This window comes from Dickeya undicola, from assembly GCF_000784735.1.
GTDB lineage: Bacteria > Pseudomonadota > Gammaproteobacteria > Enterobacterales > Enterobacteriaceae > Dickeya > Dickeya undicola.
Genome location: NZ_JSYG01000049.1, coordinates 1 through 23,426 on the forward strand (window position 1 = coordinate 1; position 23,426 = coordinate 23,426).

Genomic DNA, 23,426 nt, shown 5'->3' on the forward strand with positions numbered 1-23,426 from the left:
AGGTGTCCATTTCATTAGCGCCTAATACCGCTATACCTACCGTTTACTGGCAGTGGCATGTTGCGTAAGGGCAACACATCCGAGGCCCGATGCAGCGCAACCAGACAGAGAAAGCAGCTCCAACGCCTTACCCTGCAAGGGCTGGCCGAAAATGGAGCACTATTCCGCGCAGCTATTTATACCCGTCATACTTCAAGTTGCAGGTGCGTTGGCTGCGTTACTCGGCCCATTTCATGGGCCTCGCCCCTTCGGGGCCGCTGCAAGCAGCGTTCAAATCGGCTTACGCCAATTTGTCACTCACCCCAGTCACTTACTTATGTAAGCGCCTGGGGATGAAATGAGAGACATCCTGTCTCTCACCAGAGGCCAGCCGTTGGCTGGTCAAATTCGTTCCCAACGAATTTGTCACTCATCTGCCGCGTTACAAGGCTCACATGAGCCTTGCCCTGAAGGGCCAACGCTTCGCGTTGTTCAAAACGCAATACGTTTTGTCCTGCAACTCGAATTATTTTGGGTATATTTGCATAGGTAGCCCTTTATTGCTTTTTTAGCCCCCAATGGCGGTATTAGCTCATAGCATTAACAAAGGGTATCCGCTTCGCCCACGGTTTCACACGCTCCAGCTCAGCCGCGAGTGACAGCAGTGTCTGCTCATCACCAAAACGGGCGGCAAAGTGTGAACCAAGCGGTAACCCTTCTGGTGTCCAGTAAAGCGGAACGGACATGGCGGGCTGCCCCGTAGCGTTAAATAATGCGGTAAACGGACAATAACGATGAAACCCTTCAATAACATCACGCAGGCTCAGGGTATCATCAAAGGCATCCAGTTGACCGATGAGCGGCGGGGCCTGTGTCAGCGTTGGTGTGAGAATCAAGTCGTATTGTGTCATGAAATGGGCAAAGCGACGTCCCAGCGCGTGTATAGCATTCACGGCCATCACATAGTCGGTTCCTGGTATGCGACCTCGTTCCCGCAGCATCACACGAGTTCTCGGCTCCACTTCCTCAAATGACACAGGTTGCCCACGGATATTACCCAGCATGTCAACATAAGCCTGCGTGTTCACGCTGATAATCGTAAATGCGTCATTGTAGAATTGCTCGGCGTCGACGGGCAGCGAGACAAGCTCCACGTGGTGTCCCAGTTGTTCACACAAGGCTGCGGTAGCGCGAACGCTGTTCAGCGCCTGTTCACTCGTGATCCAGGGCGATAAATGTTCGATCATTGCGATACGCAATTTTTCGGTCGGTCGTGACAAACAGTCAAGAAAGGGGGATGCCTGATAGGGTGCAGCATAGGGGGCTCCTAAGTCAGAACCAGCCGAAATATCGAGTAACGCGGCGCTGTCACGTACCGATAGGGTAATAGCGTGCGATACGCCCATGCCTGCCCAGCCCTCACCGGCTAATGGTCCACTAGGCATACGTCCACGTGTTGGTTTCAAGCCAAATACACCACAGCAGGAAGAGGGAACACGAATTGAGCCTCCACCATCATTGCCATGTGCGAAGGGAACAACTCTGGCAGCAACGAGTGCGGCAGCACCACCGCTGGAACCTCCGGCGCTGTGCACCAGACTCCACGGGTTGCGTGTCGCACCGAAACGTGTTGATTCCGTCGTGTATGAGGAGCCAAATTCAGGTGATGTGGATGTCCCGGCAATCACTATGCCAGCATTGCGGTAACGTGATATCAGCTCATCATCCAGCCCTGGATGTGCATCACCCAAGGATAGCGAACCGTTAGTCATTCGAGCGTCTTTCACCGCAGTAAATAAATCTTTAACGAACGTTGGAACCCCTGCAAATGTTCCCGTCATTAACTGCGGTTGTCCGATAACCTCACGCGCACTATCGAAAAGCGTTTCAGCGACAGCATTAATCTGTGGGTTCACTTTTTCCAAACGCGCAATAACACCTTCAAGTAGTTCACCTGGCGTCACCTCTCCAGACTTGACATAGTGGGCAAGCCCCAGACCATCTTCAGTATCCAGAATTTGTTGGATTGGATTCATATTAACATTCCTTAATCGATGGTTTTTTTAGGGTTATCGGTCGACAATCACACGGGAAGATCGGTTTTTTAGCTTACTTATCAGCCACAGCAATGCACCACCAAAACTCGCAACAGATAATATTTGGATCGACGCGACAAGCCCTTGCGTCAATCCCGCCAACAGCGCCACAATCAAGGGGCTAACAAATTGACCGACATACAAACATCCTGTAAACAGGCCTACGCCCTTCCCCCTGTGCTTCTCAGACAAGGCATTCATCACAGGCAGCATCGTGTTAGGAACCAACATGCCGATACCAACACCATGGATAAATACCGCAACCAGAATCTGTTGATAATCGGTCGCGTGTACCAATAACCACAGCCCAATCCCTGCGAGCGTCAGTAGCAATACGTTAACGCCCGTAATGCCAAATCGGCTACGTAATAGAGGCCACAACAGCGATCCTACCAGTGAAGCCAGTAATCCCAGCCCCGCAGATAAGCCAATAAGCGTGCTGGATGTCACACCTGAGTGTACTAACAGTGTGGGTGTCTGTACCGGCACAACAAATGCCAGCACCATTCCGCCAAAGACCAGCACGTAATTAGCCAAAAGTGTCATCACATTTATCGGTTGAGCTGCTGATGGCGCATGATGCTCGCGGTGATCTTGAGCCGTCGGTTCCCAAAGTATCTTCATCATAAACGGGACTAACAGCAGCGGTAGCAGATAGAGGTAGAAGGGCATTCTCCATGAGTGCTCACCTAGTGCGCCACCGACAATGAAAAAGATCGCACCGACAACACCAATCGAGACAACCTGTAAATTAACGAAACGGCTTCGCTCTGGGCCACGCCAATAATCAGCAATCAGGGTTGAGCAACAAGTCATGATAGCGGCTTCGCAGGCACCAAATACCAGTCGACTGAACACTATACTGCTTAGGCTATCGAGCAACGCAGGCAACATGCCGGTAACTGCATATAAAAGCGTGGCAAGAATAAGCAGGTTTTTTCGCCCAAATCGGTCGGCCAACCAGCCAATCATTGGCGAAAAAACGGCCATGGTAAGTGCCGGTCCCGTGACGGTCAGCGGGATCAACATATCCGCGCCAGGTGTTGTGGGGCCAAACTCAGCAGCTATTTTCGGCATCACGGCTGCAATCATCACCGATCCCATGATGGTCAGGCTGCTACCAAGAATCAGAACCAGCCCTTCTTTGCCTGCGCGGGGGCGATACAATGATGTGTTTATCGACATAACGCTTTCCTCAGAAACTTTGTGCAACACGTAAAGCGATGGTGTAGCCCTGGGTGCGGTTACGGCTGTCATCTTCTTTGTAGGTGTGAATCCAGAAAGAAGGACCGGTTGGGGAGAAGTAACTCACCGCAGGGCCATAGGCAAATGTCCGTGAACGGTTACCCGTTATCAGTGTGTTACTCCGGTCATCACTGAATTGGTTGTAGTAGTAACCGCCAAGACCTACTGTCCAGGCACCAATGTGCTGCCCCGCAGCATATTCGTAACGATATTCTGTACCGTTGCGATACCGTGTCTCGTGGTTTTCAGAATTGAAATCAACTTGAAAACTCGACGAAACCTCAAAACCGCTGTTCGTGATATAGGTGGCGTTAAGCATGGGAGAAAAAACCCAATGATTGAGTCCAGGGTTAACTAACCGGTTTTTATCGTAGTCACCGGTCGGTGCCTGAATCTGAAATTGGGTGTTGATCGCAAAATTCTGAGAAGGCATCCAACCAAGGATAAGCGGTAAGACCTGAGTATCTGCCTGACGAAACGCATCTCCGCTGAGGGGTAATGGGCCAATCGGTGTTTGGGCCACCATGTCCATATCCATTTTGAAAAACGGCTGGATAACACCAAAACCGTAACGCCCACCCAATAGCGTCTGATCCGTCATCTTAAGCCAGACCAGGCTCATAGACAGGACTTGCAAAGAAAATGGCGCATTTTTTTTGTTGCCAGTGTTATCGAGATTGGCATGTGCGCTGTAATACGCCACGCGGGAACCAAACGTCCCTAGGTCGGTAGTGGGCGGTAAAAAACCCGCACCAAAATCATAGGTTCCTGCGGCAGTAGAGGGCGTTCCATTTTCTGTTGCCATCGCCGGGGTTACGGCAAGCCCACAAAAAAGAGGTAAAAAGAAGCTAAATGATGCTAATTTGCTGCGATAATTCATCTTCATGCTGCCATCTCCTGATTCTATTGTGAATCCAGAGTAGGCAATAAAACAGCTTGCTGTTATCCGAAATTAGCAAAATTGTTGCAGGACCGATTTAATGTAGTTGATGGATACTCCCCAAAAAGCTGGCGATAATCATTCGCGAAGCGGCTGAGATGCCAGAACCCCCAGTGACAGGCAGTGTCTTGCACAGTTGTAGCGCCCTCTAATAGGTCATGATGCGCACCATTGAGACGTAATACGCGTAAATAACTAATAGGATTAATTCCCAGCGTTTCCTGAAAGCAGTACTGAAGCTTACGTCGGCTCGCTCCCGCATGTTTACAGACATCCAGAATAGAGGGTGGGTTATCACGATGCGCCATCATGTATTCACGCGCACGATCCACAATGCGCTTTTTGGCACTGTCTGTTAAGGCGATAGCACATTCAGGTTCAATCATTTCAGAGAGATAAATGAGAACGGTATCTCTAATAGCCTGACGGACTGCCGCGAATGTCAGTAATGCAGGACGGCGGGTATTGTCTTCACTGATTTCAATACTGTCGCTGAGCATACGCCAGCGTGCGAGGTTATCATGATTAACCAGCGGAAATAGACGAGGTGCATGTAACATCCGCTCGTTAATCTCGTCAAAAATAGTCGGGAAATAGGTTTCATCCACGCTGATAAGAAGCAGATCGACAGCTTCTGGTGCGCGTAACTCGGGCAGAGAGTGCGAGGGTGCAACAAGCAGACGTTCACGGTCAATATGATGACCCGCGCAATAAAAGTCGTCTGACGGTGGGTATAACGGAAAGGTAAATAGCTGATGCTTAACAGCCTGACCTTGCTTTAGGAGCGCCTGAGTCGTGCGTTCACGAATTAACTGGATACCATCTAACTCCAGAACGGTCAGACGACCATCGAATTTTCCCTGAGTAAACTGGTTATAGTGCAGTGACCAACCTGGAATATTGACAACATGCTCAGCAATATTTCGGGAGCGTCTATGTGTCAGGGAAAACGAGAACAATTCTGGATTAGCAATGTCAGTCATGTTTTCAGCCATATTATTGCCTTCTCATCAACTCGCGGTAATACGTGTGGAGATCATTGAATTAATGGAAAGCAAATATCGCGCCAGTTGTGATAATAGTAATATTCAACAAGCAGATTTACTAAAAATGGATAATGCAGGCGTCATTGATGCAATGTGACAAATGAAGAGGTTGTCTGTCGAAGGGCAGAAGAAGATAAAACACATCTTCTGCCTCAAATTTTTAAATAAATAGGTCGTGACGAAATCAGTGCTTGGAAATTAAGCTATTGGTTGTCATTTATATTTTCACGGTACGCATCGATGACATGTAATATCCCGCCAGTGCACAGGCCGCAATAAACCACGGAATCGTCTTCACCACGACGGAATCACTGCCGCTAAGGGTTTGCAGATTGCTGACTACCAGAATAATAGTGACAGACATGAAGACGATTGATAGCAGTGGTGCCCAGAATACCTGCAGGCGACTGTCATCAGTGGACATCCGACGGAAGAACATCACCACCGCAGCAGATACGCCCAATTGCAGAATAAGAATACACAGGGTCGCGACGGCTGAACCGATAGCAAAGATATGCACCATCGGATCCAGGCCCATACTTCCTATTACAAGTAGCAATATCAACAGGATAACGCTATGCAGATGGCTGGCATTATGTGGGGTGCCGTTGGTTAGGTGGGTTTTGCTTAGCGCTTTCCAGATCAGACCATCACGACTGATGCTAAAGATATAACGTGAAATGTTGTTGTGGAAGGCCAAAGAGGCGGCGAACAGGCTGGTGATCAGCAGTACTGACATACTATCGACCGCCCACTGCCCGACATACTGGCGAGTAATATTGAAGACAAAATTACCGGGGTCTTTGCTGGCAATGGCGACGATGTCATCGAAGCCATATGCCTGCACCAGTGACCAACTGGTAAAACAGAAAAAGGCGGTGATCAGCAGCAAGGCACAGAGGGTGGCGCGCGGTACGGTTTTCTGCGGGTCCCGGCACTCTTCGGCGTAAATGGCTGTTGATTCAAAACCGATAAAGGAAGCGATAGTAAAAATAAAGGCGATACCGAGGTTACCGTGCATGAACACCGAAGGTTCAAACGATTCGACGGTGTAGGAACCGGCTTTCTTTACCAGCAGCATGACATCAGTCAACAGTACGATAGCCACTTCAGCCAACATCAGCACGCCCAGCAACTTGCCCCCCACCTCAACGCGCTTGATGCCCAGCACCCAGGCAATCACCGTGAATACCATGCTCAGCGTCCACCAGGGAAGATGCAGGCTGACATGCTCCTCCAGAAACAGCTGAGTAAAAAAACCGAGCATGGCAACAATCGCCACCTGAATGGAAGCATAGGCCATCAGCGCCAGCACGGAGGCGGATGCCCCCCAGTGGTCGCCCAACCCCTTGGAGATGTAGGTATAGAAAGCACCGGCATTATTGACGTAGCGGCTCATGGCGATAAAACCCACCGCAAACGTCATCAAAATAATGCACGACAGAATATAAAACACCGGAATGCCGCCGCCATTGCCGGAAATAATCGCTATCGGCAGGCCACCGACCACGCCAGTCAAAGGCGATGCGGCTGCGACCACAAAAAAGACCAGGGAAAATAAGCCCAACGTATTTTTGCGTAACCCATTATCGTTGTTCATCGTTAGCGTCTCCGTGAAAGAGAGTGAAGTTTTTCAGACAATCTGCGTCGCCTGAAGCAGGTAACTTCACTGAATCATTTCCCCGTTTACGCGGATAGAAAAAATCGGACAGAGCAACGGTGCAGGCTTGCACCGTTGTAGTGCTTAGTGGTAGCGCAGGCGATGGAGTAGCGCATCGTCGGCAATGTGCCGTTGATAATCGCACGGTGTGATACTGACGAACTTCTTGAATTCGCGCAAAAAGTGCGACTGGTCGCTAAAACCGAGGTCAAACGCCAGGTTGCTAAAAGAAATATCTTCTTGTAAATGAATGCGGTGTAGTGCGGACTGGCCGCGCAAAATACGGCTAAATGCTTTCGGTGATAGCCCGGTGTCCTGGCGGAACTGTCGCTGAATAGTCCGGCACGTATAGCCGGTCAACGTTTCCAGTTGATCGATACGGATATTCCCCTTTTGCTGCACCATTGCCCGAATAATGGAAGTAGTGACAGGTGAAGACTTACGCACCAGCCTTGGCGTGAAATGGGCATTAAATAACGAAATTTGACGAGATAAATCAATTTCTTGCACAATTTCTTCGAACGCCAACCGGGCATCAGGCACTACCTCAAGAAAGTTGAATTCCTGATCAGGGATTTCCTCTGCCATCACATCAAGAAAGTCGGGAATAACGCCCGGCGCGAAACGCACACCAAAATAATGATGCTTGTATTGTATAGCTGCACCGCGTGCTTCCAGAGTAGTGCCGCAGACACGGCCCTTGGGATTAAACGGATCACAATCAAACAGAATATCGACGCATCCATCAGGCACCGCCAGTGTCACTCCTGCTGTTTGTGCTAAATCGAAGCTGTAAAAATGTGAAATTGCTGGATTTTCTGAGGCAATCACCGAGTAATGCTGCGCTGAATTCAGCACAAACCACGGTTGTTCAGGGAGAAAGCCTCCAACTGGGCGACAAAGGGCATTTTCAGACATGACTCGCTCCGATATGGGCTGAACCGACAAAAATAATGCAATCCTCATGCCATACACATGTCGCAAATATTCAATACAGGGGGGATGCAGTCACGTATTTCTTATTGCCATTCACTTGCACGCCCGTCGCATTCATGACGACGGGAATCATCATTAAGACCAAAAATAAAACTGAAGGGGCCAGACCATGACTGATTCAACCCGGATTGATTTTATCTACTTGTCGGAGCAGGACATGATCCGTGCGGGGGTTACCGACATGCCCGCTTGTGTCAACACCATGGAGGAGATGTTTGGTCTGCTTTATCGGGGTGACTACCGCATGGCTGGCGCGAATAACGATTCACACGGCGCAATGGTGACGTTCCCGGAAAACTCGCCATTCCCCACCATGCCGAAGCCCACGGCCGATCGCCGTTTGATGGCGATGCCCGCCTACCTTGGCGGCAGTTTTTGCACCGCCGGGGTGAAATGGTATGGCTCGAACATCGCCAACCGCGAAAAGGGGCTACCGCGTTCCATTCTGATGTTCACACTCAGCGATGCTGATACCGGTGCACCGTTGGCGCATATGTCGGCTAATCTGCTCTCGGCCTATCGTACCGGTGCGATACCCGGTGTTGGGGCTCGTCATCTGGCGCGCAAAGACGCCCGAGTAATTGGCCTGCTGGGTCCAGGCGTGATGGGGAAAACCTCAGTGTCAGCGTTTATCTCCGTCTGCCCACAGATTGATACCATCAAAGTGAAAGGGCGTGGTCAGCGTAGCCTCGATAACTTCATCACCTGGGTACAAAAAACTCACCCACAAATCAAACACATTGACGTCGTAGATACATTGGAAGCCGTAGTGCGGGATTCGGATATTGTCACGTATTGCAGCTCTGGCGAAGTCGGTGATCCTGACAGCTATCCACTGGTGAAACGTGAATGGGTTAAACCGGGTGCCTTTCTTGCCATGCCAGCATTGTGCAACATCGACGCCGGAATGGAGCAAAGTGATGTGCGTAAAGTACTGGATAACACCGGCCTCTATCAGGCGTGGTTCGAAGAAGTACCCAAGCCCGCCCATAAAACGATTCCGGTTATCGGTGTGCGCTTTATGGACATGATTGCCGAAGGGAAACTGACGGCGGACCAGTTGGAAGATATCGGTAAAATCGTCGCCGGTGACGCACCGGGGCGTCAGAACGATGACGAAATTATCATCATGTCGGTGGGGGGGATGCCGGTAGAAGACGTTGCCTGGGGAACGGTGGTCTATCGCAATGCACTGGCAAACGACATCGGCGTGAAATTAAACCTGTGGGAAACCCCGGTACTGAGCTAATTAAGGGACATCAGCATGACGAGTATTATTAAAGTAAAAACTGGCTCGAAATTTGAAGAAATGGGCAGCTATTCGCGAATTGTCGCGGTGGATAACTGGATTTATGTCTCTAATACCGCTGGACGCAATCCCGTCAGTAAGGAAATTCCGGCAGAGGTCAGCGAACAGACATTACAGGTATTCGCCAATATTGAAGCCGCGCTGGCAGCCATTGATGCATCGCTGAACGATGTCGTGTTCTCGCGGGTCTTTATTCAGGATCCAGACGATGTGCCAACAGTCATGTCCATCATCGGAGATAAGTTTCGGGGTATCAACCCTGCCACCACGGTGACGTGCCCACCACTGGGCTCAACAGTCTATAAAGTGGAACTGGAGGTCACGGCGTACCGTGGGGCCGCCAGTGCGGATGTTCAGGAAATAACCGTTGCGCTGTAAAGCGCAACAGGAGGCGCGCTATGTCACCGGAAATTACCCCTGTTACCACATCATCTGACTTTCCTGAATCCACGACAGTAGTCATTATTGGCGGTGGCATTGTCGGTTTAACGGCTGCACTGACGCTGGCGGAACGCAATATTCCGGTGGTGGTGCTGGAGAAAGGACGTATCGCAGGTGAGCAGTCATCACGTAATCTGGGCTGGATTCGTAAAACCAGCCGTGCCGCCGATGACATCCCACTGGCGCAGGCGGCTGACCGCCTGTGGGCGGGAATGGCGGAGCGTGTTGGCTGCGATGTGGGTTATCGTCAGGCAGGCATTATGTTTATTGCCCGCAGTGAAGCACAGATGGCGTTACATGAAAGTTGGTATAACGCGGTCGCACCGCTTGCGCTGGATACCCTACTGCTGAGTAAAGCAGACATTGCCGAGCGAGTACCAGGAGGAAAAGGAACATGGGCTGGGGGAATTTTTACCGCTTCTGATGGTCGCGCTGAGCCAACGCTGGCGGCAAGCGCGATCGCTCGTGCCGCTATCGCCAAAGGTGCGATCATTGTCGAGCAGTGTGCAGTACGTACACTTGTGACAAGTGGTGGTAAGGTGAGTGGTGTTGTCACCGAGCGAGGTGAGATTCGCTGCGAGCACGTTCTGCTGGCGGCGGGTGCCTGGTCACGGCGCTTCCTTGGCAATCTGGGGGTTTCCTTACCCACGCTACCATTGATTTGTTCGGTGATGCGCACGAAACCGCTGGAAGGGCCGACCACTATTGCAGTCGGCGCACCAGATTTCTCATTTCGTAAACATCAGGATGGCGGTTTTGTCATTACTCAGCGTGGCGCACTGGATGCACCGCTCACGCTCGATCATCTGCTGATTGGAATGCGTTATCTGCCGCAGCTACGTCAGGCGCGTGACAACCTGCGCATTTCACTTGGCAAATATTTTGTTAAAGATTTGGCGCTGGCTCGCCGCTGGCACAGTGATCACCTCTCGCCATTTGAACGTATTCGCACGCTTGATCCTGCTGCTAATCCGGCGCTGAATCAGGAAGCGATGCGCAACCTGCGTGCAGCCTGGCCGGTATTCGAGCAGGCGGAACTGGCACAGGCGTGGGCTGGCGTAATCGATGTCACGCCGGACTCCAACCCGGTGATCGGGGAGGTAGCCGCATTGCCGGGTCTGACGCTGGCAACGGGTTTTTCCGGCCACGGTTTCGGTACATCGCCTGCCGCAGGGCAGTTGGCTGCTGACCTGGTATCAGGCCATACGCCGTTGATTGACCCAAAGCCATATCGATTTTCTCGTTTTTGACAACGTGCGCGATTTGTCGCGCACTTCAAGTTAAGCGAAAACGCTAAGGTGTAGGTGATACGAGTCTGTATGCCGTCGTTGCGGTATTCAACGTACCAAACGGTTTCGGTTCCCCCCCAATGGCCCGACAACACCGGTTCCTGTCACGACGATGCACACAGTGTTTCCCGTACTCATAGCGTATATCCTCCTAACATGCTGATGGTTTAAGGGCTAACTGGATTTTCAACTGAGCCCGAAAGTTTTGCGTAAACTGGCGTCGACAGGCCCAGCAGGCATAAAGCGACGCAATTTACGCAATAGAGAGGCCTGCCCCGACGGGGTACGGCGCATCTGCCACGGCCCCAGAGCCGCATCAACAATCGTGGTTGCTACCCCTTCAGGATCGGGAGCACTGTTGACACTGTTGACAATGGCACGTGATGCCTGCTCCCGCTCGCGATCGTAGCTGTCGATTTGGGCGCTGGCCTGCGGCGCATTGATATCCAGATTGGTTCGGGTGAAGGACGGCTCCACCAGCGTAACGCGGATACCAAACTGGCGTACTTCGTGATCCAGACTTTCCGTGAGTCCCTCCACCGCATGTTTGGAGGCAGAGTACCACCCCATATAAGGTGCCGGGAGGAAACCAAGCACCGAACTGACATTGACGATTCGCCCGCTACCCTGCGCTCGCATGAGCGGCAGCACCGCCTGTACCGTGCGCAAAATACTGAACACGTTGGTATCGAACAAGGCGGCGGCTTCCGCCGTCGACGTCTCTTCCACTGCGCCGACTAAGCTTGTTCCCGCGTTATTGATTAGCACATCGATGCGTTGAGCTCGCTCAACGATAGACTGAAAGCCACGTTGTACTGTGTCGTCATCACGCACATCCATTTCGATCAGTTCCACACCGGGCAAAGCATTCGCGGTGTTGATGTTGCGCACGGTGCCGAAAACCACACAGCCCTGGCTGGCAAATTTCTGTGCTACGGCACGTCCTATGCCTGATGACACACCGGTAACCACCACAACCTTTTGTTTTGACATAACAAACCCTCTCAAATCAGATAATAGGAGTGAATTTACGGATCACGGATGACGGACCGCCCTGATCTTGAACCAGATGGAATACATGGCTGGCAGGAACACCAGCGTCAGGATTGTCCCGGCCAACGTACCGCCAATCAGTGTGTAGGCCAGCGTTCCCCAGAACACCGAGTGGGTGAGCGGGATGAACGCCAGAATGGCCGCCAGCGCCGTCAGCAGCACCGGTCTGGCTCGTTGTACGGTGGCTTCGACGACGGCACGGAACGGATCCAGCCCCTCCTGTTCGTTGTGGTGGATCTGCCCTATCAGTATCAGCGTGTTACGCATCAGGATCCCCGATAAGGCGATAAGGCCAACCAGCGCGTTGATGCCGAACGGTTGCTGGAACAGCAGCAGGGTCGGCACCACGCCGATCAAACCCAGCGGGCTGGTCAGGAATACCATCACCATCGCCGCAATAGAACGCACCTGCAGAATGATGATGAGCAGCGTGAGAGCAATCATGATCGGGAAAAGCGGCAGCATGGCTTGGGTCGCCTTGGCGGATTCCTCGATCGAACCGGCCTGTTCAATCCGGTAGCCTGCCGGAAGACGCGCGATGATCGGCTGCAACTGCGTCATGATAGCGGTGGAAACATCCGGCGGTTGCAGCCCTTCGGCGATGTCGCCGCGAACCGTGATGGTCGGCGTGCGGTCACGGCGTCGCAGGATCGGGTCTTCCATGCGCACATCGACCGCCCCCACCTGAGACAACGGGATGCGCTGCCCGGCGGAACCGACTAAGGTAAAGTCGGCGATCCTGGCGGGATCAAGGCGGATATCACCCGCCGCGCGGCCGACGACCTGCACCGAACGAATATCTTCGCGCACCTCCGTAATCGGTACGCCGCTCAGCAGGAATTGCAGTTGCAAGGACACCGAGTTAGTGGTCAGCCCTACCGCCTGGAGACGGTCCTGGTTGAGCGTGAAGTGCAAGGTTGGAACACGCGGTCCCCAATCCGTATTGACGGTACGCATCATCGGGCTGGCACGCATCACCGCCCCGACTTCATCGGCGATGGCGCGCAGCGTGTCCGGATCCGGCCCCATGACGCGGTAGGCGACGGGAAACGGCGACGGCGGGCCAAACACGATCTGCGTGACACGTACCTGTGCTTCCGGTGCTAAGCCGCCGGCTATCGCCTCGCGCAACCTGAACTTGAGGGTTTCGCGTTCTTTGTCGTTACCGGCCAGCACTACGATTTTGGCGAACGACGGATCGGGCAATTCAGGCGACATTGCCAGGAAGAAACGCGGCGCACCCTGGCCGATGTAGGACGTCACGATCCGCGCTTCTTGCTGTTGTGCCAGCCAGGCTTCGACTTTCGCGGTGGCGGCACTGGTTTGTTCAATCGACGTGCCATAGGGCATCTGCACTTCGACAAGGACCTCTGGCCGGTCGGACGTCGGGAAGAACTGCTTCTTGACGGCTCCCATGCCAAGCACCGATACCACGAACAGCGTGATGACCGCACCGGCGACGATCCATTTGCGGGCAATAACAAGCCCCAGCACCTGCCGAAAGCGGTTGTAATTACGGGTGTTGTAGATGGCGTCGTGTCCGCCCTCGACCTTCTTGATATCCGGCAACATCTTCACCCCGAGATAAGGGGTGAACGCCACCGCCACTACCCAGGACGCGATCAGCGCGATGCCGACGATCCAGAACATATTGCTGGTGTATTCACCGGCGGTGGAGCGGGCGAACCCGTTCGGCATAAAGCCGATAGCCGTTACCAGCGTACCGGAAAGCATCGGGGCCGCCGTGTGGCTCCAGGCATAGGCCGACGCTTTGATGCGGCTATAACCTTCTTCCATTTTCACCACCATCATTTCGATGGCGATGATGGCGTCATCCACCAGCAAGCCCAGCGCCAGAATCAGCGACCCCAGCGTGATGCGGTCGAAATTCTTGCCGGTGGCAGCCATGATGACGAACACCGCCGCCAGCGTCAGCGGCACTGCGGCGGCGACGACGATACCGACACGCCAGCCCATGCTGAGAAAACACACCACCATCACGACCAGCAACGCGACGAAGAATTTGACCATGAACTCGTCGACCGCCGAACTGATGTTGACGGCCTGGTCGGTCACTTTGCTCAAGGTCATGCCCAGGGGAAGCCCTGCGTTGATATTAGTGACTTCCGCTTCAAGCGCCTGGCCGAGCTTCAGACCGTTCCAGTCGTCACGCATCACGACGCCCAGCAACAGCGCCGGCTCGCCGTTGTTGCGCACCATGAAGGTCGAAGGGTCTTCATAACCGCGCTCGACGGTGGCCACATCCGAAAGTTTCAGCGTCCGCCCTTGCGCCACAATAGGAGTCTGGCGGATTTTCTCCAGGTTATCGAACGCGCCGTCGACACGCACAAACACCTGCGTCCCTTTAGTCTCGATGGAGCCAGCCGGGGTCAGTACGTTCTGGTTATTGAGCGCAGCGAAGATATCCTGTGGCGTGACGCCCAGCGTCGCCAGGCGGTCGTGGGAGAACGAAACGAAAATGCGTTCAGGCTGCTCGCCGATGATATTGACCTTCTTCACCCCAGGAACGTGCAGCAGTTGCTGGCGTAATGATTCCGCATCCCGTGCCAGTAGCCGCTGCGGTTCGCCTTTGGCTTTGAGTGCAAACAGCGCGAACGTCACGTCAGCATATTCGTCGTTGATGAGGGGGCCGATGACGCCAGCAGGCAATTTCTTGGCTTCATCACCCATCTTTTTACGCGCCTGATAAAACTCCTCCTGAATCTCCGAAGGCGGCGCGCTGTCAAGCAGAGAAAGCATGGTGATAGCCAGACCAGGACGGGTGTAGGTTTCCGTACGGTCATACCAGCGCAGCTCCTGCAGGCGTTTTTCCAGCGGTTCGGCAACCTGATCCTGCATCTCCTGCGCCGTGGCTCCCGGCCAGGCGGTGATGATCGTCATCTGTTTGATGGTAAACGGCGGATCTTCCGCCCGTCCGAGCTGAAAAAACGCGAGGATACCGGCGACGGAGATCAGGACGATCAGAAACAACGTAATGGCGCGTTCGCGTACCGCGAGCGCCGACAGATTGAAACGACTTTCACTCACGGGCGGCCTCCCACAGCAGCAGTGGTGGCGGCAACCTCAGCGACCCGCACCGCTTCACCTTCGTGCAGCAGGTGTGCGCCGAGCGCGACGATCTGTTCACCTTGCTGTATCTGGCCGGTGACGCGTGCAGTGTCGTCGCTCATATTCTGAATGGTGACCGGACGCCAGGCTACCGCCGCCGGTTCGCCGTGAATCACCCACACGCCCGGCCCTTTGCCAGCGTCAAACAAAGCGGCCAGCGGCACTTGCAGGCTGCCCTGCGTCGTGGATTGCGGGTCAAGGATGCGGACCATCACCGTGGTTCCCAACGGGGCGTCAGCCAGTTCACCTTGCAGTACGTAGCGCGCCTCGAATGTACGCGTCAGCTTGTCTGCCGTGTTGGAAAGTTGTCGCAGAGTGGCAGGACTACCGGTGCCGGTCTGGCCAAAGCGTGTCGCCAGCCCGGTCGAACCGAGCGCGGGACGCAGCGTTTCCGGTAACTGGATAATCGCCTCACGCTGCCCGGACTGAGCCAGACGGACTACGGTCTGTCCGGCGTTAACCACCTGGCCAGGTTCGGCCAGCGTGTCCATGACGATGCCGTCACCGTCGGCGACCAGGACCGCATAGCGGCTGGCATTGCGGGCCACGTCGGCCTGGGCTTGTGCTGCACTGAGCTGAGCTTTGGCCGCGTCCGCCGCAGCTTTCACCTGATCATAAGCAGATGACGATATCGCACCGGTGCCGCGCAGGTCGCGGTAGCGGGCTTCATCTTCTGCGGTTTGCAGTGCCCGAGCACGCGCGGCGACAACCGCTTCCTGCTGCGCGCGAGCAGCAAGTTCCAGATCGATAGGGTCAAGGCGCATCAACGGTTGACCACGTTTAACGGCTTGACCTGTATCGACCAGTCGTTCCAGCACTTTGCCGGAAACCCGAAAGCCTAAATCACTCTCTATTCTGGCAGCGACCGTTCCGGTGAATGTCCGAGACTCAACCTCTGAGCCTCGTACCGTTGCGGTGCGTACCAATGGTGCCTGGGTTCGCGGGTCGGAGGGCGCTTTTTCGCCGCAGGCGGCCAGGGCAAACGGCAATGCGCAGATGACTGCAAGTGAAAGGAGGCGGCGACGAGCCATATGTAGAGTCCCCTTGACGGATTAATCAGGAGACTCATCTTTAATCATGTGACCAATTTAGTCAATAGTCACTATTTCATGTCTGCCGCTGAACTAAGGCGATAAGCTACGCAGTATCAGGCTGGACAGCTGTGCCGGTGCCTTCTCGGCATAATCGAAACTATGCTGCAATATCAGTGGGTTAAGGTACGGCCGTATGACGAGATAAATCGCAGCAACCGTTTCATCCAGCGGCGTTTTTCGTTCAAAATCTCCGCTTTGTCGGCCTTCCAACAAAATATCATGCAGCAGTGTCTGGATGCGTTCTTCATAGGCGATCGCTGACTGCCAGCGCTCGCTGGCGGAGGAAGCGGCAATTTCATAAAGCTTTCTGTCCTGGAAGAACAAACGCAGGCTGGCTTCGACGATGGTCTTAAACATTTGTCGCAATTTTTCCGGCGGTTGATCGGCCTCCTCAACGGCGGCACGCACTTCCGATTCGATCTCTCGCAGGCAGTTGGCGCAAATCATCTCGCCAATCACCTGCTTGGATGAGAAGAACTTGTAAATGTAGGCTTTGGAAAAACCGATGGCTTTGGCGAGGTCAGAAACCGTAGTTTTTTCATAGCCATAAAGTTTGAAGTGCTCAGTTGCGGCGCTCACTATCTGATCCCGTACATCATGATCAGCCGGGCCCCGGTTCGACACGGGATAAGGGTTTTCTTTACTCATAGTTTGCAATTTGCCCCTGACGTAATACACAGGGGGGAAGTTTACCCCCTGACCTTCTCGTTGACAACGAGTGACCAATTTGTAATATGGTCACAATTCAGCACAGTGTCTACGGTGGAAAAATGATGTTACCTAAACCCTCCCTTATTGTCCTTAGCGTGGCTGGTCTGTTAGCTGGTTGCGCAGTCGGCCCTGATTACACCCGGCCTGTTGTGCCAACACAGGAAAAATACCTTGGGCAAGACGCTGTCGAGCAACGCCGAACAGCCGCCCATGCTGAACTCGTGACCTGGTGGGAGGGGTTCGGCGATCCGCAATTAACGCGATTTGTCACACAGGCGTTGCAGCAGAACCTCACTCTTGCGCAGGCTTCTGCGCGTGTGATGCAGGCGCGTGCCGGTCTTGGCGCAGCAAATGCCGCACTGCTCCCTTCCGGCAGCATTTCCAGTCAGGCGGGCAGAGCTTACCAGTCTGTCGAAACCCCGTTGGGGAAAGTATTGAATTCAACGCCGAATTTCGACCGCTACGGTAATGCTTACGAGGCCAATCTCGGTGCCAGTTGGGAACTGGATCTATTCGGCGGCCTGCGCCGTGGGCGGGAAGCGGCTCTTGCCGAGTATCAGGCCTCTGAAGCGGGGGCGGTGGCAACGCGTTTGGCGGTCGCGGCACAGACTGCCGACATCTACATCACCATTCGTGGATTACAAGCCCGTCTGAATGTCGCCCAACGGCAGGTACAGACAGAGCAGGATCTGCTCGCAACCATCAACCGCTTGTATGGCAAAGGGCTGGCGGCGGAGCTTCAGGTAAAGCAAGCCGAAGGTGCGTTGGCGCAGGTGCAGGCATCGGTCCCCGTTTTACAGACCGCGCTGGATACGGCGATGAACGCATTGGATGTGATGTTGGGGTCGGCACCGGGTACATACCGGGCTGTGCTGGCGGAAGCGAGCACCATCCCTGCCGCTCCGCAAATCGCCGCGACCGGTTCGCCGGGTGAACTGCTTCGACGTCGGCCAGACCTGATCGTGGCTGAGCGTCGCTTAGCCGCATCCAACGCACGTATCGGTGCTGCCGTTGCCGAGTATTACCCGAAATTTTCCCTAAGTGGGCTGCTCGGCAGCGCAACAACGGTATCCAGCGGCAACCTGTTTAGCAACGGTGCCAGCCAATCGTCCGGTGTGATAGGCCTGCGCTGGCGGCTATTCGATTTTGGCCGCATCAACGCACAGATCAACCAGGCCAAAGGCGAGGAAGCCGAAATGCTGGCAGCCTATCGCCTGGCGGTATTACAGGCTTCGGAGGATGTGGAAAACGCCTTCTCGGCGCTGGTTAACCATGAAGAGCAGGCCCGGATACTGACCCACGGGGTTGACTCGCTCAGCCAGGCGCGGGATGCCGCGTTTGCGGCCTACCAACACGGCACCCTCAGCCTGATAGAGGTGTTGCAGGCCGACGAAAGTATGCTGCGGGCCTCCGATTCGCGACTACAGGCGCAAACCGAGTCCGCTCGTGCGGCGGTTGCGGCATTCAAAGCGCTTGGCGGCGGCTGGCAACCCGATGAAACCAAGGCAGCCGCTCCCGAACAGCACCGCAGTCATGGCGTTTAAATTTTATTCATAACACTGAGTGTTGAGCCTGCATGATGACTAAATTATTACCGAACGCAAACCGAAGCCATGAACCGACCGCAAAGCAATTGACCACGGATATTCTGGTCGGCCCCATCCTGCCGGTCATGCTTCGTCTGGCGTTGCCGACCGTTGCGGTTCTGGTGGTACAGACACTGGTGGGGGTCGTGGAAACCTATTTTGTCAGCTCGTTGGGTGCCGATGTATTAGCAGGGGTCGCCGTCGTTTTTCCCGTATTGATGCTGATGCAAATGATGGCGAACGGCGGCATTGGTGGTGGATTATCATCGGCGATATCGCGGGCATCCGGCGCAGGTCGATGGCAGGATGCACAGGCACTGGTATGGCATGGCGTTATTATTGCGGGTGTGATGGGTGCCGCCTTTGCCGCTATTATCCTCATCGGCGGTAACGCCTTATATCACTTGATGGGCGTTAAAGGGCCATCGCTTTCTGCCGCGTTAGCCTATTCAAATCTTATTTTTGCAGGGGCACCGCTGGTCTGGCTGGTGGCGTTGCTGTCTGCCGCCCTGCGTGGCGCAGGAGACACCAAAACGCCTGCGCGTATCACCTTGCTGGGGGGCGTGCTCCTGCTGCCGATGTCCCCTGCACTGATCATGGGATGGGGGCCAATACCGTCGTTTGGCGTCGCCGGCGCGGGGATAGCGATACTGATTTATTACTTCTTTGCCACGCTACTACTGGTCAGGCATATGTGTTCAGCCCACAGTGTAATCAAGCTGTCCATCACGCCGCTGAATTCCCGATTATTCAAAGATGTGCTTGGCGTGGGTTTCCTGTCGGCCATCGGTACGGTGCAAATCAATTTGACCGTTACCGTGGTGACTGCCGTTGTCGGGCTGTTCGGACCTGATGTCATCGCCGGGTATGGCATCGCTTCACGGCTGGATTATCTGCAAATTCCGCTGCTGTTCGGGCTGGGCACGGCGATTATGACCATGGTTGGTGTCAATGTCGGCGCGGGTCAAAAGCAGCGCGCACAACGTATTGCCTGGGTTGGCGCTGTTGTCGCATTTACGTTTACGGAGTTAATCGGACTTGGCGTGGCGGCCTATCCGCACCTTTGGCTTTCGCTATTTAGCGACGATCACGCCATTTTATCGGCAGGCACCAGCTACCTGCAAAACGTGGCACCGTTTTATGGTTCCATCGGCATTGGCATGGCACTTTATTTTGCCGGTCAAGGCGCGAAACGTGTGCTCTGGCCCGTGCTCGCCGGGACCGTACGCATGGTGATCGCCGCGGTTGCAGGGTGGCTGGCTGTCACACAGTTTAATGCTGACTTGTCATCGCTTTTCAAGATCATCGCGCTGAGTGCTTTTGTTTATGGTGCCATAACTGTAGCGGCTAGCTTCGGCATTGGACGGTCAAATCGCTTGGCAGTATCGACCGGGGCGTGATTTGGCAAAGCCATCGGGCCACTCAATTTGTAATAGTAACCACCATTATAGGATTATCGTAATGTTATGAATGAAAAATCAGGACTCAATATGGATCGCGGGAAATAATATTCAGACCGTTCTAACTGAGTGAATATTAAACATCGAGATACCGCATTTATATTTATTACTAATATTCAGGAGAATATTAACCATGAAGAGAATTTGGTTGATTCTGGCAAGCATAATCCTTGCTTTTAACGCCTTTGCTACACAGTTTACCGACGGCAAACAGTATAATACCTTAGATAAATCGGTTGCTGGAGAACCCCAGGTATTAGAATTTTTTTCGTTTAACTGCCCACACTGTTACCAATTTGAGCAGGTCTTTCATATTTCAGATCATGTAAAAAAAGAACTACCAGAAGGCATCCACTTAACTAAATACCACGTAGAGTTCCTTGAACCTCTAGGAAAATATCTTACCCAGGCTTGGGCTGTGGCAATGGCACTGGGTGTAGAAGATAAAATATCTGCACCACTGTTTGAGGGTATTCAGAAAACACAGACGATAAAGACTGATGCTGATGTCCGAAAAGTATTTATTGATGCAGGTGTTAAGCCAGAAGAGTACGATGCAGCATGGAACAGCTTCGTTGTGAAATCACTTGTTACCCAGCAGGAAAAAGCCGCAGCCAATTTTCAGTTGCAGGGCGTACCCGCTATGTATGTTAATGGTAAGTATATAGTTAATATGCAAGGTATGGACATCAGCAGTACGGATGCCTTCGTACAGCAGTATGCCGAAACGGTCAAATTTCTAATCGACAAAAAATAACGTAGATTTATTAATAGCGCTGGGATCTGGTAATAGCCTGTATTACCCATAGAGATTCATTTTCCCAGATTAAGGTATCGACGTAATAGACTGACCAGTGAGCATAAAAAATCCAGAAATCGATAACGTTTCTGGATTTTTCACAACCACTGTTTCCTTAACTGCTCAAATTACTCATTGGTATTTTTTAAGTCACCTTATTGGCGTCAAGATGCCTACCCATCTTGAGGATGTTGAGCCCAAACTCGTGATACTGGCTGCTTGTTCAGTTTCCATGAAAAATGGGAGTGCGACCTTCAGCTTGTGCCGCCATACCTTCAATAAAATCCTTCGTGCGGTAAAGCGCACTGTACTGTGCACCGAGTTTCGAGAAAGCTATTGCCTCTCCGGAATCAATGGCCTGATGTGCTGATGCCAAGGTAGCTTGCACACCGAGAGGGCCGCATGAAGCTACCTTGTTGGCGATAGCTATTGCTCTATCCATCATTGCCTGGGGCGTTTCGGCGATCTCTTGCAATATTCCCATTCGATATGCATCTTCAGCACGCCAATGGTCCCCTGTAAGCATGAATCTCATGGCGTTCCCCCAACCAGCCTCGCGAACAAAGCGAACCGTCGAGCCGCCGCCAGGGAAGCGTCCATGTGCGTTTTCATCCTGACCAAAGTTCGTATTCGCCGCTGCTATACGGATATCCGCTGACAAGAATAACTCATGAGCCATATTCCAGGTATCGCCGTGCACAGCAACGATGAGTGGTTTGGAACGCTGCACTTGACCATAATTAAGAGGATTGATGACTCGCTGCAAACCTGCCAGAGGACTTCCGTTATTGATGACTGACTTATATGCATCCACATCAATACCCCGAGAAAAATTCTCTCCGTGACCAAATAGGATGGCGACACGGAGCGAAGGGTCATGATCATAGTCGTAAATGGCTCGTGCTAGTGCTTGAAATGTCTCTGGGTCAATACGGTTTTGGATCGAAGGCCGATTGAGGCCTAATAACGCCACCTGCCCTCGGCGTTCGATGGACAATGTCGTGTTTGATTCAAGCGGCACTTCCTCCAGAGTGGAGGGTTGAGGTGCTGTCTCTGCCAGCATTTGTTTTGTCTGTTCCACAGGGGAAGCGGATGTTGCCATGACTATCGTGGGTACAACTGCTGCGATGGTGGCAGTTGTCTTAATCAACAGACGACGCGTTAAATCGAGTTTTTTTTCCACTTGTATACTCCAATTTTGCTGGTCTACGGTTCTCGGTCGATATCACACGGTAATCAGTTCCACGACGATATGTGGCTAACAACGAGCGCACTGACAGGGTATGCAACATGGTCGGGGGCGGGCTGGAATGATGACCACAGCAACAGTGATGCTGACGTGGAAGTCAGTCCGACATTGATATTATGGTAAATATTATAATAAGAGCTACTACCGATGCAATAGTTTGTCCGAATCGTGTATTGTGTGCAGGCATCCTAACGTTGTTTGAAACAGGCAGCTATGAGCGCTTAAAGGCACCTTTGCTGCTGATGGGGGTATCCCTATAATTAATCCCCATCCAAGGGATGAGGTTGGCTTGGAGATAGGATCTATGCGATCGAAAGGTTTTGATGGAATGGTGTGCTCAATTGCTGGCGTTATGGCTGCAATCGGTGATCGATGGGGTTTGCTGATCCTCCGTGACCTTGTATTCGGAATCAGCCGATATGACGAGTTACGTCAATCCTCCGGGGTAACCAATACCACACTCAGCAATCGACTCAAACATCTTGAAGCCAATGGGCTCGTTGAGCGACGGCGCTATCAAGTGAATCCCGAGAGATTTGAATACTTATTAACCCCAAATGGCTGGCAACTTGCCCCGGTAATGGCGCTGCTTTCCCAGATTGGGGATAGTTTAGGCTTATCCGGCGCTTCAGCTCCGCCGTTAAAATTTGTGAATCGAAAAACGGGTGCCGATGTACGGTGGAGCTTCATCGATCAGAAAACCGAAAAGCCGCTGAGCAGCGAAGACATTGCCTTTGAAGAGGGACCAGGCGCAGACGACTTGGTGCGTTGGCGGCTATCTCACACCAATCGCCGATATGCTTTACCACACCATGCCGAAACAGAGCGAATAACGCCTGATCATTCGCCGATGTCCAAAATAAAACAGTGAACAGGATTACCGCCTCACAAACCGCCTCGTTATAACAACGCTATCTGCTGAATAGTAAGATGGTGCGATAGCTCGCGTACAATGACCAGATAACTGATGAAGCCCGCATCATCGGGAAATTCGCCATCGCGCTGGGGGCTGCCGGAAATAACATCCGCCACCCGGTTAAATACGTTCTCGATCTGCTGTTGAGTCAGTGTGTCGTGGCTGCCAGCACTATGGGCTATCGCTTTAAGGTAAGGGTCGGCGCACGAAGCCTGTTGCGCTACCTGACGCAACGCGGGTATTGCCTGAAGCTGGTCTTCAACGATAGCGATCGCCATTTCCACCTCATAAGGCGACGGGAGTTTGTGGTGGAAAAACTGGCGGGCAATGGCGCGATATCCTATCGGCAAGGTGATATCGGGAGTGGTGAACCGCACATGTTCTTCGCCGATAGTGAACGAATCATTCATCATCGTCATTCCTGAAAC

At 53.0% G+C, this 23,426-nt stretch carries 19 protein-coding genes; 7 read left to right on the forward strand and 12 right to left on the reverse strand.

Annotated features, from left to right (window positions below; translation table 11 throughout):
• Positions 1–566: 566 nt before the first annotated feature.
• The 6 genes from OB87_RS18770 to OB87_RS18795 form a co-directional block, all read right to left on the reverse strand.
• Positions 567–2,015: an amidase gene (locus tag OB87_RS18770; RefSeq protein WP_033570891.1), complete on the reverse strand. Its 1,449-nt coding sequence runs from the start codon at positions 2,013–2,015 to the stop codon at positions 567–569.
• A 33-nt stretch (positions 2,016–2,048) separates the two neighbouring features.
• Positions 2,049–3,260 (reverse strand): MFS transporter, encoded by a 1,212-nt coding sequence (locus tag OB87_RS18775; protein ID WP_033570892.1) that lies wholly within the window; start codon positions 3,258–3,260, stop codon positions 2,049–2,051.
• A 10-nt stretch (positions 3,261–3,270) separates the two neighbouring features.
• A complete protein-coding gene (locus OB87_RS18780; RefSeq protein WP_081977420.1) occupies positions 3,271–4,206 on the reverse strand; it encodes a SphA family protein in 936 nt (311 codons plus the stop codon).
• Positions 4,207–4,262: 56 nt separating this feature from the next.
• Positions 4,263–5,255 carry a helix-turn-helix domain-containing protein gene (locus OB87_RS18785; RefSeq protein ID WP_033570893.1) on the reverse strand — a complete coding sequence of 331 codons (993 nt, stop codon included), beginning with the start codon at positions 5,253–5,255 and terminating at the stop codon, positions 4,263–4,265.
• Between the two features lie 268 nt (positions 5,256–5,523).
• A complete protein-coding gene (locus OB87_RS18790) occupies positions 5,524–6,906 on the reverse strand; it encodes an APC family permease (protein WP_033570894.1) in 1,383 nt (460 codons plus the stop codon).
• 144 nt (positions 6,907–7,050) lie between these two features.
• Positions 7,051–7,884: an AraC family transcriptional regulator gene (locus tag OB87_RS18795; protein ID WP_033570895.1), complete on the reverse strand. Its 834-nt coding sequence runs from the start codon at positions 7,882–7,884 to the stop codon at positions 7,051–7,053.
• A 187-nt stretch (positions 7,885–8,071) separates the two neighbouring features.
• Between OB87_RS18795 and OB87_RS18800 the strand changes: the two genes are divergently transcribed.
• Genes OB87_RS18800 through OB87_RS18810 form a run of 3 tightly spaced genes read left to right on the forward strand, consistent with a single transcriptional unit; the run spans position 8,072 to position 10,962 of the window.
• Positions 8,072–9,211, forward strand: coding sequence for a tyramine oxidase subunit B (locus OB87_RS18800; RefSeq protein ID WP_033570896.1), 1,140 nt, complete (start codon positions 8,072–8,074; stop codon positions 9,209–9,211).
• Positions 9,212–9,226: 15 nt separating this feature from the next.
• On the forward strand, positions 9,227–9,649 hold the full coding sequence (locus tag OB87_RS18805) for a Rid family hydrolase (RefSeq protein ID WP_033570897.1): 423 nt from the start codon (positions 9,227–9,229) through the stop codon (positions 9,647–9,649).
• A gap of 20 nt (positions 9,650–9,669) precedes the next feature.
• Positions 9,670–10,962, forward strand: coding sequence for an NAD(P)/FAD-dependent oxidoreductase (locus OB87_RS18810; RefSeq protein WP_033570898.1), 1,293 nt, complete (start codon positions 9,670–9,672; stop codon positions 10,960–10,962).
• 225 nt (positions 10,963–11,187) lie between these two features.
• On the opposite strand, the gene OB87_RS18815 is transcribed toward OB87_RS18810, so the two are convergent.
• From OB87_RS18815 to OB87_RS18830, 4 genes are all read right to left on the reverse strand, one after another.
• A complete protein-coding gene (locus OB87_RS18815; RefSeq protein WP_033570899.1) occupies positions 11,188–11,994 on the reverse strand; it encodes an oxidoreductase in 807 nt (268 codons plus the stop codon).
• A 42-nt stretch (positions 11,995–12,036) separates the two neighbouring features.
• Complete coding sequence (locus OB87_RS18820) at positions 12,037–15,102, reverse strand: efflux RND transporter permease subunit (RefSeq protein WP_033570900.1); 3,066 nt, start codon at positions 15,100–15,102, stop codon at positions 12,037–12,039.
• A complete protein-coding gene (locus OB87_RS18825; protein WP_033570901.1) occupies positions 15,099–16,214 on the reverse strand; it encodes an efflux RND transporter periplasmic adaptor subunit in 1,116 nt (371 codons plus the stop codon). Before OB87_RS18825 ends, OB87_RS18820 begins: the two co-directional genes overlap by 4 nt.
• A 93-nt stretch (positions 16,215–16,307) precedes the next feature.
• Complete coding sequence (locus OB87_RS18830; protein WP_033570902.1) at positions 16,308–16,925, reverse strand: TetR/AcrR family transcriptional regulator; 618 nt, start codon at positions 16,923–16,925, stop codon at positions 16,308–16,310.
• A 125-nt stretch (positions 16,926–17,050) separates the two neighbouring features.
• Here OB87_RS18830 and OB87_RS18835 point away from each other — a divergent pair, with 125 nt between their 5' ends.
• From OB87_RS18835 to dsbA, 3 genes are all read left to right on the forward strand, one after another.
• Positions 17,051–18,532 (forward strand): efflux transporter outer membrane subunit, encoded by a 1,482-nt coding sequence (locus OB87_RS18835; protein ID WP_033570903.1) that lies wholly within the window; start codon positions 17,051–17,053, stop codon positions 18,530–18,532.
• A 32-nt stretch (positions 18,533–18,564) separates the two neighbouring features.
• Positions 18,565–19,974, forward strand: coding sequence for an MATE family efflux transporter (locus OB87_RS18840; RefSeq protein WP_033570904.1), 1,410 nt, complete (start codon positions 18,565–18,567; stop codon positions 19,972–19,974).
• Between the two features lie 193 nt (positions 19,975–20,167).
• Complete coding sequence (dsbA, locus tag OB87_RS18845; protein WP_033570905.1) at positions 20,168–20,791, forward strand: thiol:disulfide interchange protein DsbA; 624 nt, start codon at positions 20,168–20,170, stop codon at positions 20,789–20,791.
• 265 nt (positions 20,792–21,056) lie between these two features.
• Here dsbA and OB87_RS18850 read toward each other — a convergent pair whose 3' ends face one another.
• Positions 21,057–22,016, reverse strand: coding sequence for a crotonase/enoyl-CoA hydratase family protein (locus OB87_RS18850; RefSeq protein WP_081977421.1), 960 nt, complete (start codon positions 22,014–22,016; stop codon positions 21,057–21,059).
• A 370-nt stretch (positions 22,017–22,386) separates the two neighbouring features.
• On the opposite strand from OB87_RS18850, the gene OB87_RS18855 reads away from it, so the two are divergent.
• Entirely contained in the window at positions 22,387–22,953 is a 567-nt protein-coding gene (locus tag OB87_RS18855) for a winged helix-turn-helix transcriptional regulator (protein WP_235425299.1), read from the forward strand.
• Between the two features lie 29 nt (positions 22,954–22,982).
• Here OB87_RS18855 and OB87_RS18860 read toward each other — a convergent pair whose 3' ends face one another.
• Positions 22,983–23,411 (reverse strand): hypothetical protein, encoded by a 429-nt coding sequence (locus OB87_RS18860; protein ID WP_033570906.1) that lies wholly within the window; start codon positions 23,409–23,411, stop codon positions 22,983–22,985.
• Positions 23,412–23,426: the final 15 nt, after the last annotated feature.